Below are 19,023 nucleotides of genomic sequence, written 5' to 3'. Positions count from 1 at the left end.
TTTAGTTTAATAATTTGTTTAAAAACCCACTGTTAAATTAAGCAAAAAATAGGAATTGGCAAATTATGATTCTAATAATTGTTTTTCATACAAGGAAGCATATTCTCCTTGTTGGTTAAGTAGCTGAGTATGCGTCCCTTGCTCGATTATTTTACCATCCTCTAGGACAAGGATATGGTCTGCATTTTTAATGGTGGAAATACGGTGGGCAATGATGATGGAGGTTTTGCCTTCCATGATACGGCCTAGGTTATGGAGTATTTCTTCCTCTGTTTTGGTGTCTACGGCCGAAAGACAATCATCGAAAATGAGGATCTTAGGATCTTTTACCAAAGCCCTTGCAATGGAAACACGTTGTTTCTGGCCACCGGATAAGGTAATTCCGCGTTCTCCGATATGGGTGTCAAAACCTTCTTCAAAACCTATGATATTATCATATACCACAGCGTCCTTAGCCGCCTGTTCTACGGCCGGCATATCGACCTTATCTAAACCGAAGGCTATATTTCTGGCGATAGTATCCGAAAATAGGAAAACCTGCTGTGGAACAAAACCAATCTGTTCGCGAAGGGAATCCATTTTAAGGGATTGGATCTGATGTTGGTCGAATTTGATGGCTCCCTTATCCACATCATACGTGCGAAGAAGGAGATTGGCCAAGGTTGATTTCCCTGATCCAGTACGGCCAATAATGGCCATCGTCTTCCCAGCGGGGATATAAAAACTGATGTTGTCGATAGCCTTGATTCCAGTATCTGGATAGGTGAAAGATACATTGTCGACTTGGATGTCGCCGTTCAGATCTGCTTCGATATGCCCGTCCTTGATCTCGGACTTCGTCATTAGGAATTCGTTGATGCGTTTTTGGGAAGCTGCTGCCCGTTGGAAGAGGGAAGTTACCCAAGCTAGGGACATGGCCGGAAAGGTCAATTGATTGACATAGATAATGAACTCGGCAATATTACCTGCTGATATGGTTCCTTTGTTCACTTCCAAACCACCCACATATACGGTGATGATGGTACTGAAACCTACAAGGAATATGATAAGGGGAAAGAAGATTGCCTGTACCTTCACCAGATTCAGGTTGATGTCTTTGTAATTATCGCTTTCCTGTTTAAAATTTGCCATCTTATCGGCTTCCAGGGTATAGGTCTTGACCACACGGATGCCTGAAAAAGTTTCCTGTACAAAGGAAGATAATTGGGATAATTGCCTTTGTATGCGTTCGCTTCGTCTATTGATCACCTTATTGACAAAAAGAATGATCACGGATATGATGGGAATAGGGATCAATGAATAGGTAGCCAACGTAGCATTGACACTATACATCGCATAAATGATCATAATAGAGAGTACTACGGTGTTGATGGCATACATGATGGCGGGCCCCAAGTAATTCCTTACCTGGTTAACATCTTCCGTAGCACGGTTCATCAGGTCACCGGTATTGTTCCGCCGGTAAAATGCAAAATCCAATTGCTGGTAATGCTGGTAGATCTCGTTCTTGATGTCGTATTCGATATGCCTGGATGTCAGGATCAATGTTTGGCGCATCATGAATAGAAATATACCCCTAATGATGGATAAAATCAAAACCACTGCACCAAAAAAGAGGAGGCTATTACCAAAAATACGATAGATGAGATCCTGTCTGTCGAAACCATCGTACAACCTATACATATCGATGTTTTCCTTCACCAGGTCAAAAGCCTCGCGGATGACCTGCGCTGGAAGGATTCCAAAATAGTTGGAGATAATTACGAAAATCACCCCTGGGATAATCTTCCAGCGATATTTATAGAAAAACTTGTTTAGGTATGACAGTTCCTTCATTGAAGCAAAAATAGGTTATAATTTTAAATATCTGCTGTTGATTTATCGGCTATCTGTCATGAATTAATACTTTTATTAATATTTTACGCCATTTCGCCGAAGAAATAAATAATTTGCTAATTTTGTAGCTGTAAATTTTTATAAATTTTATGGATAAGGAATCTACCTCGCTATTTGATTTGATGCGTGTGTCTGATCATCAGAACATTTTCATTTGTAATGATAAAGAAGTTGGCTTGAAAGCTATTGTGGCTATTCACGACACCACACTAGGCCCAGCCATCGGCGGTGTCCGCATGTTGCCGTACGAAACGGAGGCAGATGCCATCGAAGACGCATTACGTTTATCTAAAGCTATTTCCTATAAAGCATCTTTAGCAGGGTTGAACCTTGGAGGCGGATCTGCGATTATTATTGGTAATAATCGTACTGAGAAATCAGAAGTGTTGATGCGCCGTTTCGGTCGTTTCATCAACGGATTGAATGGTAATTTCATTGCATCTTCCGATGTGGGTACTACCCAAAAAGACCTGGAATATATCTACGCTGAAACTAATTATGTTGCAGGATTGCCAACGTCCTTAAATGGGGCAGGTGATACCACGGTATTTGCGGCAAAAGGTGTTTATTACGGTATTAAAGCGGCTATCAAGGAGCTTTATGGTGATGATAACCTGGCAGGTAGAAAGATTGCTGTTCAAGGAGTAGGAAGCGTAGGCGAGCATTTGGTTTCCCTATTGCGTGCTGAAAATGCCCGTGTATATGTTTCGGATATGACCGAAGAGCGCAAGATGAAGATTGCTGCTAAATACAAAGCAGAGCCGATCACCTATTCAACCAGCTTTGAATTGGACGCTGATGTCTATGCACCATGTGCATTGGGAGGTACGGTTAATCCAGATACTGTTCCACGCATGCGTTGTAAGATCATTGCAGGTTCTGCCAATAATCAATTGTTGGAAGAGGATCGTACATTGGAGTTATTGAAAGAGAATAACATCCTTTATACACCGGATTTCTTGATCAATGCCGGTGCATTGATCTCTTGTTTCTCCGAATTGGAAGGATACGGTGCAGACCGTACCGATCACTTGATCCGTTATATCTATACAATGACGCGCCACGTGATCCAAAAGGCCAAAGAAGAGAATATCTCTACGCATCAAGCAGCGAAAGAGCTAGCTGAAAAGCGTATTCATGATATGAAAAAATTAAAATAAGATAGTATAATTTCGTTCTTTATTACCAATCGTTCTTTTTAAATTATTATGCTAAATAGAAGACACCTACGCGTAAAGGTCATGCAGACGCTGTATGCCTACAGCTTGTCGGAAGACAAGAGTATCGTCAATTTTGAAAAAGGTTTGCTCAAAAATGTCGAAGAAGTTGATGAGATGTATATCTGGACACTGAATCTTTTGGATGAAGTGGCAGAATATGTTTTGGTCGACGTGGAAGGCATTGCCAATAAATGGATCCCTTCGGATAAAGATAAAACTTATTCATCCACCAAGTTGAACAACAATACCTTCATTGATTCCCTACGTCAGAATAGAGAATATCTGGAGAAAGTAAAACGCTATAAGGTCGACTGGAGCTATGATCCTGAGATTGTGCGTTCCATCTATTCCCAATTAAAAGATTCGGCAGAATACTTGGCTTATTTGGAGTTGGAAGATCGTTCCATTGCCGTAGAGAAGGATATTATCAAATATATTTTCAAGAAGATCATTTTGAAATCTCCGGATATCGAGCAGGCTTTGGACGAGCGTTTCATCAATTGGCAGGTCGATAAAGAGGTGTTGCAGGCGATGATCGCCAAAACGTTCAAGAATTTCAGCAGTGAGGTTCCGGCGAAGAATAAATTGGCAGATCTTACACCAAGCTGGATCGAGGACAAGGATTTTATCCTAGACCTATTGAAGCTTTCGGTTAAATATGCCAACGAATATCAAGAAATGATTGCTGGAAAAACCAAAAACTGGGAGTCGGATCGTATTGCTTTGATCGATAACCTGCTGATGAGCATGGCGATTACCGAATTGATCAATTTCCCAACCATTCCGGTGAAAGTGACGATCAACGAATATATTGAATTATCCAAGTCTTTCAGTACCTTGAAAAGTAGCACCTTTATCAATGGTATATTAGATAAAATCTTAGCAGATCTTAATACCCAACGTCGTATCAAGAAAGAGGGTAGAGGTTTGATCGCTTAAAAGCAAGCTTATGAAAAAATTAATTTTACCCCTAGCTGCCCTGGCATTCATGGCATCTTGTAATAACGCCCCAAAAAATGAGGCATCTGATTCAAATGCGACTACTGAAACTTCAGCAGCCACTGCCAATGAAGGTATTGGCGTGATCAAGTTCGAGGATGCAGCTTTTGATTTTGGATCTATCAAAGAAGGGGAAGTGGTAAAACACGATTTCATCTTTACTAATACTGGGAATGCTCCAGTAATTTTGGCGCAAGTATCGGCCAGTTGTGGCTGTACCACACCGAAATATACTTCTGAGCCGGTTCTTCCAGGTAAAGAAGGCGTGATCACGGTTGAGTTCAATAGTGAGAACCAAGTCGGTCAACAACAAAAAATTATTACGGTTGCTTCCAATGCAGAGTCTAATATCATGACCGTGCAATTGAAAGGAACAGTAAATCCTAAATCTTAATAAATCAATAAAAATAAAATAAATACATATGATCTCTACAATTTTATTGCAAGCAGCAACAGGTGGTGGTATGATGCAGTTTCTTCCCATGATCTTAATCGTCGTGGTTTTTTACTTCTTCATGATCAGACCTCAGATGAAGAAACAAAAAGAACATAAAAAATACATTGAGGAAATTGGTGTTAATTCAAGAGTAGTTACTACAGCGGGTATCCATGGAAGAATCGTTGAAGTTAGCGAAAAAACCTTTTTAGTTGATGTAGGTTCTGGAGTGAAGATTCGTTTTGATAAATCTGCCATTTCTTTGGAAGCTTCTAAAGCTTTAAATCAAGAAAAGACAGCTTAATTTTTTAAGCCTTAGAAATAAAAAAGCCATGTATGAATTTTGAGGGCACTGAAAAAGTCCCCTTTTAGAATGGGCTAAAAAAAGGAGTGGAAAACAACAGTTTTCTGCTCCTTTTTTCGTATCTTAAAGTAGGCTTTAACGGATATCAGGATGCTTTCTACCCAACAAAAAATTCAGTTCAGTTCCTATTCGGGATTGTACGATATCATTGTTCCAAAAGACAATCTACTTCGCAAAATCAACGATCTTATCGATTTCAGTTTTATACATGAGGAACTTTTGGAGAAGTATTGCCAGACCAATGGGCGTACAGCAGAGAGCCCCATCAAGATGTTCAAGTACCTTCTGTTAAAGACGATCTACACCGTTTCGGATGTTGATGTTGTTGAGCGTTCCAGATATGACATGTCCTTTAAATACTTTCTGGAAATGGCCCCTGAGGAGGATGTGATCAATCCAAGTTCGCTCACCAAATTCCGTAAGCTACGGTTAAAGGACATGGACCTATTGAACCTGTTGATCAATAAGACCGTAACGATCGCTCTTGAAAAGGGTATTATAAAATCAAGGTCCATCATCGTAGATGCCACACATACCCATTCCAGATCGAACCCATACACAGCACAGGAAGTGCTAAAGGAACGATCCAAGCTGTTGAGGAAAGCAATATATCAGATCGATGAGGACTACAAAGGGCGCCTACCACAAAAGAACGAGTCCAACGACCTGGACCAAGAGCTTGCCTATTGCAGGGAATTACAGAGAGTGCTGGATCAGGATCAATCTATCAGTGAAATACCGGCTGTAAAAGAGAAGTTGAACCTGTTGAAGGAAACCATCGAGGACACAAAGGAATACTATCTGCTCTCAAAAGATGGTGAAGCCAGGCTTGGACATAAATCAATGGACAGCAGTTTCTTTGGCTATAAAACACATCTGGCAATGACCGAGGAACGCATCATCACAGCAGCGGTCGTTACTACAGGCGAGAAAGGTGATGGTCCGGAACTGCCCCGATTATTGGAGATCAGCCAGCAGAATGGAATGGAAGTGGACACGATTATAGGCGATGCCGCATATTCTGGAAAGGACAATCTACGGCTGGCAAAAGAACAGAACATTGATATCATCGCTAAATTGAAACCGGCAGTCAGCCAGGGATCCAGGAAAGAAAGCGATCACTTTCACTACAATAAAGATGCGGGGATGTTTGTCTGTCCAGCTGGCCATCTAGCAATCCGGAAGGCCCGTCAGGGCAAAAAGAACATAGGTAAAAATCAAGCAGACACGTATTACTTCGATGTGGATAGATGTAAAGTTTGCCCTCTCAGGGAAGGATGTTATAAGGATGGGTCAAAAACAAAGACCTATTCGATAACCATTAAATCCGAACTCCATAAAGAGCAGATGGCTTTCCAGCAAACCTATCATTACCGGAGCAAGTCTAAGGAAAGGTATAAGATCGAGGCAAAGAACAGTGAGCTCAAGAATGTCCATGGTTATGGAAGAGCAGATTCCTATGGCATCAAAAATATGGAAATGCAGGGTGCAATGGCCATCTTCACGGTAAACTTGAAAAGAATCCTGAAATTGATCTAAAAAGGAGGAATATTACCTCAAAATCAATGGATTTGAGATTCTGAAAGCCTAAATAGCCACTCATGGTCGATTAAACCTTCAATAAAACCATTAAAAAACAAATTTTCAGAAATCCTTAGAACAAAAATGACCGAGTAAGATAAATCTTGTACTCAGTCATTTCTTTAAATCTCATTAAAAAGTTGAGACTTTTTCAGTGCCCTCATGAATTTTACATGGCTTTTTTATTTGGATGAAATCCTTATTGAGGAATCTGTAGGAGTCTTAACTCACACATCTGGAAGTTTGTACCACTCCGTAATTGCAGTATAGAGAACTTATAGTACTTATACGCTGTGCTATTATTGAAGGTAAATGTTCTAGATAGGTATCGCGAAGGGAATTCTTCATTGCTCCGGTGATCAATCTCTGTCCAGGTAGTACCATCGTTTGATCCTTCGACTTTCCATTCTTTAGGATCCCTTTCTTGGGCATCATTACCCGAGGTCATCCGGTATCCATTAATGATCTGCGGAACATAGTACTCAAATTGCCAGGTCAGGCTGTTCCCAACCCCACCAATGAATACCTTAGTGTTCGTATTGTTGTCGATCATTTTCTTGGAACCTTCATTGGCATCCGGTCCGCCACTGTTATCATGCGAAATGGTAAAGATGTTGTCGAAATTCGTCAAGTCTTTGATCTGCCCAGTTTCCGATAAAAGAAACTCGATCGTGGCTTTGGATTTTTTCGGAGTAATAACCGTTAGGAATATCCGTTTGAATTCCCCCGGGGCAAATGATAGGTTTGCTGTTTTCTCCGTCGAGAAGATATCAAATTGGGATGAAGAAACAGCGTGTGTCCAAGAGGCGGATTCAATCTCCATGGCAGTTTCAAAAGAAAGTTCCATTTTTCGATCCGGTAGAATTTTCGTGGCTACCTGTATATAGGATGAAGGATTGATTTTAATGGTTTCCTCCCGTTGGGCCCAATAACCTTCCCCATTCAATACCACCATCTTAACCTTATAAGTTCCGGTATTCAGAAACGTATGGGTAGGAGAAAGTTCGGATGATGTGCTATCATCCGCAAAATCCCAACGGACCTCCTTAAAATTACTTGATTTATTATCAAATTTATAGGTAAAGGGATCCTTTGGATCTGCCACAGCAAAATTAAAGGCCGCTGCAGGTTTTTCCTCCAATCCATCTACTGGAGAATTGTCGATTACATCCTCTCGGGTGCAGCCCATGCTGATGGTAATAAGCATCAGCAGAAGGGCATATGTCGATTTTAATAGTTTCGTTTTCATAATATGGAATGGTTAAATATGCTATGGAATTCTGATCATTCTCCACTCGGAAGCTTGGAACAAACTGGAACCCACATTGGACGTAATATTCAAACGGTAATGGGTATATGCTTTTGGTAGATCAATATCAAACCTTCTTGTCAGGTTCCGTGAGGAAAATACCTCAGCGGATCTCGAATCGATGGTTGTCCAGGTAATTCCGTCATTGGAAGCTTCCAGATGCCATACATTCGGATCCCTATCCGATGCATCATTTCCAGATGTTAATGTATAAGAACCGATCTTTTGTGGCGTGCTAAAAACAAGTTTCGCTTGAAGATCTCCAACAAAACTACCCACAAGCCATTTGGAATTATAATTACCATCAATGAATTTTAAAGATCCTTCACCCGCATTCGGACCACCCGAGTTGTCCTTATTCACGCTGAATACCCCTTGGTTGGTCACATCGACCTCAATTACATTCTCCGAATCAATCAGCAAAATTGTATAGCTTTTTGCCGGATTGATCACATGAAGGGATGAACTGGTCATTTCCACCATGATCGCCAATTGTTTATTCACGTTTGCTGAGATAACAGACCAAGGAACATCTACATTAAAATTAGCGGTTCTTGCGTTGCTTGCAACCTGTACCCTTGATGGCATAGTGAACTGACCAGCCTGTAGGGCAACCGTATTTGCCGGCAATACACCCGATTGTATCAATTGGGCAATGGTATCAGTGGAGGTTGCTAAGTTCACGGTAAAGGTAGGGCCGGGAAAACTAGCCAGTGTGATACCGATCGGGATGGACATCCCCGAAGAGGCACTTTCATAATTCGTTTGGTTTTTCGCAACCAGAACCTCACCAGCACCGTTGGTAAAGGAAATATAATGGATATCATCCAAAACCAATAGATCCGCTGTATTCAAAATGATCACCCCATCGGTTTTTGTAGGATCGATGTTATTACCCTTTCCAGCTTCTGTGATCTTATAGCCGATCACAATATTTTTTCCGAAATATTTTTCTACCTCTGTGCGGGTAATCTTGATTTCGAATTTGCTAGAATCAGCCCCAAAGTTAACCTTGATGGCATTGGGCAACATGATCGATTCTGCCGCCACCGCCACATGATCGGAACCAAGATTCCCATCGGCGATATGCTCAAGAGCGGCTTCCTGATTGACACCAAGGGCTACTTCGAAAGCTTTGGCGGCGGGTTTGGATAGCTTTATGCTTACCGGAACAACCACTTGTTCGTTTGTTTTTATTACCTGACCGGCTATACTACCCGTTCCAACTGTTGTCGGATTATTCTGGGTAGATTCAAACTCCTTTAGGTCTTCTCGAGAACAGGCAGAAAATGCCATAGCTGCAACGAAAAGATAGGAGAGATAGAGATTAATTTTCTTTTTCATACGGCATTTCTTATTTATCAATCCATACACGGCCGTCCAATTGCCAACCTGATTGTCTTGGAACTTTTAGCCAACTAATGATCTGTGTTGCTATATCGATGGTCCTTGGAACCTGTGCGCCTAAATTCTGCGAAGATGGGGCACAGAGGTAATCGTTGAAGTTCAGGATCTGATAATTGCTATTTCCAGTTTTCAGATGTAGACCAAAACTTCCTTCATCCTTAATGATACCTGCCTCAGATCGCATCATCGGATAATGAGCAACCAGATACTGCATGTAAGGATGGTTAGGATCAACACCTATCTCACAGCTATATTGTTTGATCACATCCTTCCCCAAATCTGCTTTCCAGAATTTGATATCTGCCAGATAAGCATCGGAACGCCAATTTTCACGCGTTGGGATAAAACCAATCCTAAATTTCGCATCGGAGGATATTTTTCCCCAGCCTGTTATTTCTCCTTCCTTTGATAGTTCCCCATTGGTGTATAATTTCACCATGCGTTTACCATCCACGATACTTCCAGTCACAGCAATGGAATTCCAAGTGCCACGGTTCATGTTTTTATCGGCCTTGATCTCTCCGGTCCCCTTATCACCACGAGCATTAAAAATCCAAGACTCACCAGCAAGGTGGATCACCCATCCAATCCCATCCGTTTCGCGATCCCAGGCGCCTTGCCAATGCTTTCGCTTACCAATAATGGATGGATAACTGAAACTGTAATTATTATTGGAACCTTTATTCTTCTTGATCTTCAGCTCGATGGTGAAATCGGTGGTATCCAGATCGAATAAAGGATTATCCCCTTCATCCAATTGAGCATAATTTTCTGCATTGAATCGCATGAACGATCCAATGAACTTATTTCCGATATAAGGTTTCCCAATGAATTTAGTGACAAATTTAGGGGAGTGCATGATGGTGAAGGTGTTTACCTCTGGATTACTGAAAATGGTATTGTCGTTCTGTGCTTCGGGAATTTCAAATGGTCCACCTTGGCTAGAAGTAACGATCACTAGCCAGTTTTCTCTCGCATAATTAGGTCGGGCCTTCAACGCCGTCATGATCTCTGCCAATTGCCCATCAAATTTTTCGATGGATGCCTTATAGGTAGGGTAGGAATTATCATAGCCCGAAGCCTCACCAGCTTTATCAATATCACTAAAATGTCCCGTGATAAAAGATAGATCCGATTGCCCTAAGGCAGCAATCACTTTGGACTTTACATCCTCATCATTGCTGGCCAGTTGGGAAGTAATTCCTGTAGCATAATGATCGATAAAGGTCTGCTTGGTACTGATGACATTCATCTTGATACTATCTGCATAGTCCATTACCCGTTTATAAACTACCGGAAAAGAAGCCAATTTATTGGTGCTGAAATCGTCAGATCTTACGCCATGCTTCACATAATTCACGCCAGTAAGGACATCTGTCCAATTGGATGCAACATCCAAAGCATTCTCCTCACTTAAGGAAACCCAGGAATGGATCGCGTTGGGAAGCATGCCCATCATGGTAGGAATCTGTGCTGTTCTGACAGATTCTCCGCGTGCACCATCCACCAATAATAACAAAACCTTAGGTGTTCCGTAGATAACATCCACTTCTTCTTCCTCTTTTTCAGGAATGATCTTGCTGAATTCTTCTTGACAGGCACTCAAAAACAGTCCCATCAGGACAAAAAGCACAGCATATAATGGTTTACATATTCTCTTTCTCATAGCGTTCAAATTATTCAAGGATTAAACGTGTTATGTTATTCGCCACAAAATCATCAATCCGAGTAAAGGAGCCCAGTAGTAAGATGGCTCGTTTTCCATCCTCCGAAGTGGTCTCTATTATCCGATTCAGACTTCCATTCATTTGACCAATATTATTATAGCCTTCAGCTAAGGATCCATCAGGTTTCAGGAACATAAACCTATTCTTGGCCACACCTCCATATTCAATGAATCCACCACTTACCACGATCAATCCATCGTTCAATTGCTTGGCATACCAAGGGTAACCATTGCCAAAGGATTTCGCTTTAAAGGTATTATCAATGCTTCCATCTTCGTTCAAGAGGACCATTCTAGCGGTTTCCACCCCATTGAAGGATTTGAACTCGCCCACGACTACATATTTTTTGGTAATAGGGTTGTAGGTTACTTTATTCACTTTGAAATTAGCTCCAGAGCCGGTGTTAAAGGAGGCGTCTACTGTTCCATCGGCGTTCAAACGAACGATATTTCCTACGGTAGTCTCATCAAAACGATTGAACCTGCCGAATACAACGATCTTCCCTTTTAAAGGACCCTCGTCGTGGAAAAAGGTCTCGATCGATCCATTGGCGCCAGCAAATGCTTTGTCTCCGGTAAATCGGTAGGTCTTATCTAGCGTTCCATCTGTATTCAATCTGGCTACATGGCGGATCTCCGTAGAATCCAAGATCACGGAGTCTTTGGTTTCCATAAAATTAGGCTCCCCATAGATCCGGTTTATATGGTATCTGAAATTTCCAGAGGCGATGATCTTTCCATTATGTTCATAGATATTTGCTACAAACTGGTCAAATCCACCATTGAAGGTAGGGTAGTACTTCGTGGTATCATTCTGCTCCGGACGTCTGAACGGTTTGATGCCCATGGTATCAATACGACCACTCAGATGAATACGGGTGATGTTCGAAATATTGTCCTTACGTTGGTCATATCCTGAAAAACCCCCAGAGATATAGTAATGGTCCTGGTATTGAAGGATGGAATTGATGTTTCCATTGGATCCATCCCCAGTTCTCCAACTGATGTCGTAAGTTCCGTTTCTAAAGGTCCGCACCAATTTGTTGATCGGTTTTACAGAACCCTTCTCTTCGTAATTGCTAAAATTCCCTACAAAGATGTACTTCTCATCAATCGTCCATAAATTGGCGTTGATCGAACCGTTGGATCCTTTCGTTGCTCCCCAGGTAGGGTCGATATTCACTTTTCCTGATACGGTGAACTTTGGCCCAAAAACAATCATATCATCAATATAGATAGAGGTCACTCCTGTACTGGCAAATGTGGGCACTTTTACCACGATCTGTTCATCGTTGATGCTGACGATTTCCGCCTTTTCCCCATTGAAATTGAAGATCGCTTTATCCTTATAAGCTTCAAGACCGGTGACCTTGATGGTCACTTCCGTTCCTGGTGCCCCAAATTCAGGCGAAGGTTTAAGGGTTCGATCCATTTTGACAAGTAGGTTTTCCTTGCCTTCCGGATAAGGTTCTGAGAAGAATTCCACTTCCTTATTACAGGAAGAAAGCGCCAAGGCGACAAGAATTCCTAAGGTATATATAAAATTTCTTTTCATGACTTAGCGTTTACTTTCAATAATATCGTTCATAACTTGGTTCTGGTCGAATCCAAAGGATACCCTGGTATAATCCAATACGTGGATCACCCCATTGGTAGGCTGGATATCCGAAGTAGAAACAGGCACCGGATCAAAATTGTCTGGCCTGGAAGGATCTCCAATCAGACCTACATGCAATTGGCGGTATCCCATATACTTGAGGTTACTTCCACTTCCTACAGCATCATTGAATACCACGCCGATCTTGAAGATATCTCCCGCCATGGATCGGTAGTTCTGACCTCCAAATAGCGACAATAAACCAAAATCAATCTGTGGATAATCCGCCAACTTGTTCTTACCACGGAACATGTAGCGGTAAAGATATCGTTGCCATATGGATGGATCCACATCGGTAAAAGTTTTGATGGTATCCTGTTTATTATCATACAAGCGCCTATTTAAGCCGCCTTTATCTTTTGAACCGATCAGGTCTTTGATATCCCGGTCTGAAGGAGCGAAGAAGGTGAATTCCTCCGTGTTGAAGAATTCCTCCATCTCTGCTGCTCGGATAATTGCTGCCACGGAATCAAATAGTACAGGTTTGGAATCTAAATATTCCAGTATGGTACCATCAAATTCAGCTTTTGCTAGTCCGCCATCTTTGTAGTAATCATCTTTTGCACATCCGGATATGCCCAGGAAACCCAGTATCCCCAGCATACCCCATATTGATAAATTCTTAGTTAACTTCTTCATCATTAGCGTCCAATAGTTGTCCAATAATCATTTAATCGCATATTCGGGTTATAGCGCAAAGCCTCTCGATCGATTGGCCAGGTCCATCCTCCACGGTTGAACTGGTCTAAACTCAATGGGCTCATGGTCCAGGTCGGATTCAGGATACGACGGGTTCTGATCAGATCGAAATAATGATGGCTCTCGCCGAACAACTCCCGACTTCGCTCCATGAATATAAAATCCTTTAGCTCAGCACCACCAGAACCAGTATATGGGGTAGCTTCTGCGCGGGTTCGGATCAGGTTTACTGCCCGGATCGCTTCATCATCATTCGAACCTGTTTCTGCACATGCTTCTGCATACAACAAGATCGCATCTGCATAACGGAAGATCAAGAAGCTATTGTCCGGATTCTTATCTTCGTTTCCTGATGCATACACATTGGTACCATATTTCCGAAGTACAAAATTCCCATTACCGGAATAGATATCCTCAAACCACATCTCCCTGCGTTTATCCGCCACATCCTCTGGAAATAATCTCATCATATAGGAGGGTAGGTAATAACAGTGACTGATCTGGTTGGTAAAACGTGGGAACTTATATGGCCAACGTAAGAAGTGATCCCAGAATGGCGTCAATGGATTAACATTGTCACCATAGTTGATACTTTTATAGAACTCAAATAGGGATTCCTCACTACGACCTTTGGTCACGATGGCCCAATTCTGATCTGTAAAAGGAGCAATCAGTTTATGTTGGTTGCTGGCAAGCAATTCCTTACCTAAAGCTATAGTGGCCTCATAATACTTCTGTTTATTGGCATGGTCAAAACCTGAGTTCCACATATTCATATGCATCAATAGGGCAATAATAGCTCCTTTGGCAGGTCTTGCACCGCGAAGGGATGGGTCGTTCAATGACCAAGGCATCAGGTCCTTCTGGGGCATCAGATCCTCGATGCATTTATTGATCACCGAGACCATGGCCTCCCGAGGTAGGGCAGCAGCTTCATAGGGCTGGGTGTAGTACACCACATCACCATATAACCTGCACATCCAGAAATAAGTGAAATTGCGCATAAACTTAGCCTCAGCAAGGTATCGGTTCTTTTCGCTGTCACTCACGCCTGGAATTCCTTCTTCCAATTTCTGGATCAGGATATTCGTATTCTGGATAACCTCGTAATAGGTTTTCCAATTGGTGATCCGGTCTATATTGTACCAGTCAAATAAAGGATTGCTGATGGCTTGGTTCAGGTCGTTCTGACCCATGACCTCGATCACTTTCCGGCTGTTCTCATTATTGGCCAAAGGGGAGATGAAGATCTCACCGGAACGGGCTTCACCAATGGCTCCCATTACCCAGGATTCATTGATCTTATCGAAGAAACGGCTGTAGATAAAGGCAAAATTGGCCTCTACATCTTCCGCAGATTTATAATAGTTATTTCCAGTTAAACGGTCTATAGGTTCTACATTCAGATAATTGTTACATGAACCCAATCCGAGCATTAAACCCAATCCTACGGAAGCTAATTTTAAATTAAATCTTTTCATTGTTTTCATGATTTAGAAGGATAAGTTTAAACCAAGTGCATAACCTCTAGGAACCGGGTAACCATTGGAAAGGTCACGGCCTAAACTGGTCACTCCCTCAGGGTTAGGTCCAGAATATTTTGAAAAGGTGTAAACATTGTCCATGGTGGCATAGACCCGGAAACGTTGTAACCTGTATCTTTTTAAAAATTCCCGATCAAAATTATAGGCTAGGGATACCTGATTGATTTTGAGGTAAGATCCGTTCTCTTCCCATAAGGTTTGATCATTCCGCAGAGGATTGATATTGCCCGCACGGGAGAAATCATAAGCATTCGGGTACTTGGCGATATCACCATCCTGACGCCACATATCCAGATCATCCAATGGAACTACCGATTGTAAACCGTAAGGATTTGCCAACAGCCGCATACGTTCCGCTAATGCATTATTGAAAATTGTTCTTCCGGCTGTATAAGAAGCGGCGATCGTCAAGGAGATGCCTTTGTAGGACATTTCATTCTGAATTCCGCCGATGAAATTCGGTTGAGCACTGCCTGAACGGGTATAATCCCTATCATCCAGAATATAATCCCCATTTTGATCAACCCAGATCGGATCTCCAGCTTGGAAGAAGGTACCATCCGGTGTCCTATAGCGAAGGCCGGTTCTCGGATCTACCGGAACATCCGCATCTGTCGCATATACACCCCGGTTCACCAATACATAATTGGAGAAGGCATGCGTACCTACGCGGTTCAGGATGTGTTGTTTGGCCGCAGAACCATCCCAACGAATCAATTGACCATTGAAGATACTTGGCAATTGCAAAAGGACATCCCGGTTATAGGCGCCATTGACCGATAGCATCCAAAAGAACTTATCGCCTTTCAATGGTCTCAATCGCAAGGAAACCTCATGACCATAGTTTACCAAACCCCCTTCGTTTGAGGACAGCGTGGAGAAACCGGTGGTATTGTTCAAATAGGATTCCTGATACAGGTTTTCTGTACGTTTATAATAGGTATCATAGATGATATCGATCTTGTTGTTCAGAATGATCAGGTCAAATCCTAAGTTGTACTGCATGGAAGTCGTCGGTTTCAAATCAGGATTTGGAATCAGATAGGAGTCGATACCGATCCCTGTTTGCTGATTGTAGTTCCCGTAGATATTGTATTTACCATAGATCCGGTCTAAGGTTGCCGTAGGCATCACGTTTACTCCCCAGGTACCACGTAGCGCTGCGGTATTGATCCAAGGCAATCCCTTGATCCAATCTTCCCGATGGATGTTCCATTTCAATCCGATGGATGGATTCTTGGTATACAGGTTTTCAAATCCATTCAAGGAAGATCCATCCAAACGATAGGTCAGATCCAGTACATAGCGTGATTTATAGCTGTAGTTTCCTGCGAAAGCAAAAGATAGTGCCTTCTCATTTTTAAAACTCAGGATACCACCACCACTGGAAAAATAACCATCATAACCCAATGGACCTTCAAACTGATCGTTCGGAGTACGACGTTGCGTAATGACCGAATTCTGGTTGGTCACATGGATGATCTCATTGAAAATGCTGAAGAACAAATCATGATCTTCTTTCAATGTTTTTGAATAGTTCAGGTTATTCCGGCTATAGAATTGCGAATAACGGTTATTGAAGGCATATACTTCAGAGAATTGGCCCGAAGAGGCTGCTGGCGAGAATTTCTCCTCTGTGCCGGAAGACAGTTCATAACTCAGTGTCGTACGGAATCGGAGATTATCAATGATCTCCACCCCAGCTTCAATAAAGGGTTTTATTAATTTGGTTTTATTGTCGTTCCGTGTTCTGATCGCGGCAACATAATCCGAAGAGGCGGTAAAGAATCCTGGAGGTGGCAATAGGGTGGAAGACTGACCTCCACTGGCTACCCCGGTCTGTAGAATACCTGTTCCATCCCCTTTGTTCATCTTTCCCAGTTGGGCAAACACCTGACCTACAAACTCAAATCGTCTGGAAGGACGGTAATCCATCCTTAAGTTCGACGAATAACGGGTAAATCCAGTATTCTTGATGACCCCGGTTTCATCGTAGAAATTGAGGTTGGCTTTATAGGATAATTGCTGATTTCCACCATCCATACTGAAGTTGTGGTTCTGGTTAAACGTGTTCTGATAGAACAAGCCCTGCCAGTTGGTGGAATTGTTGAAGTAGGAGTTTAGACTATCCGCTAGGGAAGGCGTCTGCATAATTTTATCCAATTCCCCTTGCGTACGAGCATTGGTATAGATCTGAAGCAATTTTAGGTTTCTTTCCATATTACCGCCCAAGGTCTCCCGTAGTTTAGGGATCGACCTCATAAAGGAGGAATGCGTATAATTGATCCTTGGCACCTCTGAATTACCTCGTTTGGTATTGATGATGATTACACCATATGCTCCTCTAGATCCGTATAAGGATGTTGCTTGGGCATCTTTTAGAATCTCAATGCTCTCCACATCTTCCGGTGGAATCAAGGAAAGTGGGCTGATACCCGGACCTTGTTGTTGAAGACCGAACTCTGAAGCTCTGTCCGCATCCATCGGGACCCCATCGATTACATACAAAGGAGAGGTCGGCATCAGGATCGATTCATTACCCGTACCTTGTGTGGAAAGGGTGGATAGACCCCGGATCTGTGTGGATCCACGGAAACCTGGCGCACCGGTATTCACCTGAATGTTCAATCCAGGAACTTTTCCTTGCATCAAGGACTCAATATTGATGGCAGGATTATCTTTGATATCTTTCTCACCTAAGGAATAGGATGAACCGGTGGTTTTTTCCTTGGAACGGGCTACATAACCACGTACCACGACTTCTTCCACTTGGTTATCTGTTGCACTCAAGCGAACCGTCAAAGAAGTTTGGTTCACATTGATCTTGATCCTTCTTTCTGTAAATCCAATACCTCGAAAAATCAAGGTCGTATTGGCCGGAACCGTAACGGTAAATTCGCCATTATCTTTGGTTGCTGTCAAGGCGCGGTTGTTCGAGGCGTTTAATATTGTAACCCCACTTACCGGCTTGTTGGATTCATCCAATACCTTTCCTTGAATCTGCTGGTTCTGGGCCATGGCAAATGAAATGGAAAGGACAGCCATCACCATATATAAAATGATATTTTTCTGTAGTTTCATAAGGTTAATATTTATTCATCCTCAAATTTTGGACTCTCTCTACGGAACATAAACACGATCTCCCAATCGCCAGGCTTGAAAATCCTGAAATCCAACCCCATCTCGCCATAGGTCAATGTTCCTCCCATTCCGGTTCGGGAATATTTGAAGACGACCCGGGCATTGCTGCCGGAATTGTAATCGGTTCGGATACTGGTCAATGGAATCGGATAAGCAACATCATATTGTACATATTCACTGGTCATCTGTTTGTTGAACCCATGTACCAATAAGTCCCATTTTGTTTCATTGAACTTTGCGGGGTTGATGGAAGTGCTATCTGGATTCAAAAACCTAAACCGCAGGCTCTTACCGTTTCCACCTTCAAACCTTCGAATAAATACCACCAAGTCTGTCTGCTTATCATCATTCTTCAGGTTGGTATTCGAGTTAACCCCGATGATGTTGCTGAACCAAGAAGGCTTCAGGTATTCTCTTTTCGAGGGATCCTTCGGGTTTCTAGGATCTGGCGCCACTCCGCCCGTATAGGGATTCATATCATAATCTGGCGAATAATCCCGTTGCCGCCAAGGGATCAACTGTAGGTCTTTGATGATCTGAAAGCCTCCAGAATTGGATACCTTAAGGTCAAAGAACCGAACATCCTGAGTCTTCACCACTGTATCAGCAGGTCTAGGAGCGACCGTCTCGTTCGTGGAAGATCCGTACATAATGAACCTTCCATAATCGTCCACTTCAAAATATGGTTTTTCAACCAGATGCCTTTTGGCTTCGATTTCCGCTAAGGATTTCTCCTTACCATCGTATTCGGCGATCCATTCATAGGTCGGTGCCTTTTGGAAAACATCCGTATAAGGAGTTCCATCACCGTACCGCGGATTGATGATCTCAAACTTCAGGGGCAAGGTGGAGTTATCCAAGAGTAAACCTGTATGTATATTATCCCGACCTATGATAGGTTGGATAACTTTGTTCTCGTAAGTAATGTTTTCACTGATGAAGTCGCGGTCTGCAGGAAGTTCAAAGGTTTCCTTACAAGCAGCGAAAAGTGAACAACTGCCTAACAAGACGCTCATTAATCGTATGGAATTTGATAATTTCATT

General features: G+C 42.4%; 14 protein-coding genes. 5 read left to right on the top strand and 9 right to left on the bottom strand.

Annotation, left to right across the window (positions count from 1 at the left end):
* Positions 1 to 63: 63 nt before the first annotated feature.
* Positions 64 to 1,836 (bottom strand): ABC transporter ATP-binding protein, encoded by a 1,773-nt coding sequence (locus E3D81_RS06900; protein WP_134776915.1) that lies wholly within the window; start codon positions 1,834 to 1,836, stop codon positions 64 to 66.
* 149 nt (positions 1,837 to 1,985) lie between these two features.
* Between E3D81_RS06900 and E3D81_RS06895 the strand changes: the two genes are divergently transcribed.
* The 5 genes from E3D81_RS06895 (at position 1,986) to E3D81_RS06875 (ending at position 6,454) form a co-directional block, all read left to right on the top strand.
* Positions 1,986 to 3,056, top strand: a complete 1,071-nt coding sequence (locus E3D81_RS06895; protein WP_134776914.1) for a Glu/Leu/Phe/Val family dehydrogenase — start codon at positions 1,986 to 1,988, stop codon at positions 3,054 to 3,056.
* A 48-nt stretch (positions 3,057 to 3,104) separates the two neighbouring features.
* The gene (nusB, locus tag E3D81_RS06890; protein ID WP_167554256.1) at positions 3,105 to 4,055 is read left to right on the top strand and encodes a transcription antitermination factor NusB; all 951 of its coding nucleotides are present in this window, start codon (positions 3,105 to 3,107) and stop codon (positions 4,053 to 4,055) included.
* A 10-nt stretch (positions 4,056 to 4,065) separates the two neighbouring features.
* Positions 4,066 to 4,509 (top strand): DUF1573 domain-containing protein, encoded by a 444-nt coding sequence (locus tag E3D81_RS06885; RefSeq protein WP_099367823.1) that lies wholly within the window; start codon positions 4,066 to 4,068, stop codon positions 4,507 to 4,509.
* Positions 4,510 to 4,537: 28 nt separating this feature from the next.
* Entirely contained in the window at positions 4,538 to 4,855 is a 318-nt protein-coding gene (gene yajC, locus E3D81_RS06880; protein ID WP_099367824.1) for a preprotein translocase subunit YajC, read from the top strand.
* Positions 4,856 to 5,005: 150 nt separating this feature from the next.
* Positions 5,006 to 6,454 carry an IS1182 family transposase gene (locus E3D81_RS06875; protein ID WP_134776850.1) on the top strand — a complete coding sequence of 483 codons (1,449 nt, stop codon included), beginning with the start codon at positions 5,006 to 5,008 and terminating at the stop codon, positions 6,452 to 6,454.
* Between the two features lie 241 nt (positions 6,455 to 6,695).
* Here E3D81_RS06875 and E3D81_RS06870 read toward each other — a convergent pair whose 3' ends face one another.
* The 8 genes from E3D81_RS06870 to E3D81_RS06835 are packed head-to-tail and all read right to left on the bottom strand — an operon-like array spanning position 6,696 to position 19,022.
* Entirely contained in the window at positions 6,696 to 7,745 is a 1,050-nt protein-coding gene (locus E3D81_RS06870; RefSeq protein WP_134776913.1) for a PKD domain-containing protein, read from the bottom strand.
* A 21-nt stretch (positions 7,746 to 7,766) separates the two neighbouring features.
* Positions 7,767 to 9,149 (bottom strand): discoidin domain-containing protein, encoded by a 1,383-nt coding sequence (locus E3D81_RS06865; RefSeq protein WP_134776912.1) that lies wholly within the window; start codon positions 9,147 to 9,149, stop codon positions 7,767 to 7,769.
* 10 nt (positions 9,150 to 9,159) lie between these two features.
* Positions 9,160 to 10,878 carry a LamG-like jellyroll fold domain-containing protein gene (locus tag E3D81_RS06860; protein WP_134776911.1) on the bottom strand — a complete coding sequence of 573 codons (1,719 nt, stop codon included), beginning with the start codon at positions 10,876 to 10,878 and terminating at the stop codon, positions 9,160 to 9,162.
* A 10-nt stretch (positions 10,879 to 10,888) separates the two neighbouring features.
* Positions 10,889 to 12,493: a DUF5008 domain-containing protein gene (locus E3D81_RS06855; RefSeq protein WP_134776910.1), complete on the bottom strand. Its 1,605-nt coding sequence runs from the start codon at positions 12,491 to 12,493 to the stop codon at positions 10,889 to 10,891.
* 3 nt (positions 12,494 to 12,496) lie between these two features.
* A complete protein-coding gene (locus E3D81_RS06850; protein ID WP_144038113.1) occupies positions 12,497 to 13,234 on the bottom strand; it encodes a fasciclin domain-containing protein in 738 nt (245 codons plus the stop codon).
* A 2-nt stretch (positions 13,235 to 13,236) separates the two neighbouring features.
* Positions 13,237 to 14,775 (bottom strand): RagB/SusD family nutrient uptake outer membrane protein, encoded by a 1,539-nt coding sequence (locus E3D81_RS06845; protein WP_134776909.1) that lies wholly within the window; start codon positions 14,773 to 14,775, stop codon positions 13,237 to 13,239.
* Positions 14,776 to 14,787: 12 nt separating this feature from the next.
* The gene (locus E3D81_RS06840) at positions 14,788 to 17,919 is read right to left on the bottom strand and encodes a SusC/RagA family TonB-linked outer membrane protein (RefSeq protein ID WP_245153307.1); all 3,132 of its coding nucleotides are present in this window, start codon (positions 17,917 to 17,919) and stop codon (positions 14,788 to 14,790) included.
* Positions 17,920 to 17,930: 11 nt separating this feature from the next.
* A complete protein-coding gene (locus E3D81_RS06835; RefSeq protein WP_245153306.1) occupies positions 17,931 to 19,022 on the bottom strand; it encodes a DUF5007 domain-containing protein in 1,092 nt (363 codons plus the stop codon).
* Position 19,023 lies beyond the last annotated feature (1 nt).

The sequence above is a fragment of the Sphingobacterium sp. CZ-2 genome, from assembly GCF_004526235.1.
In the GTDB taxonomy this organism is placed as follows: domain Bacteria; phylum Bacteroidota; class Bacteroidia; order Sphingobacteriales; family Sphingobacteriaceae; genus Sphingobacterium; species Sphingobacterium tenebrionis.
This window is presented reverse-complemented; position numbering and strand designations above follow the sequence as displayed.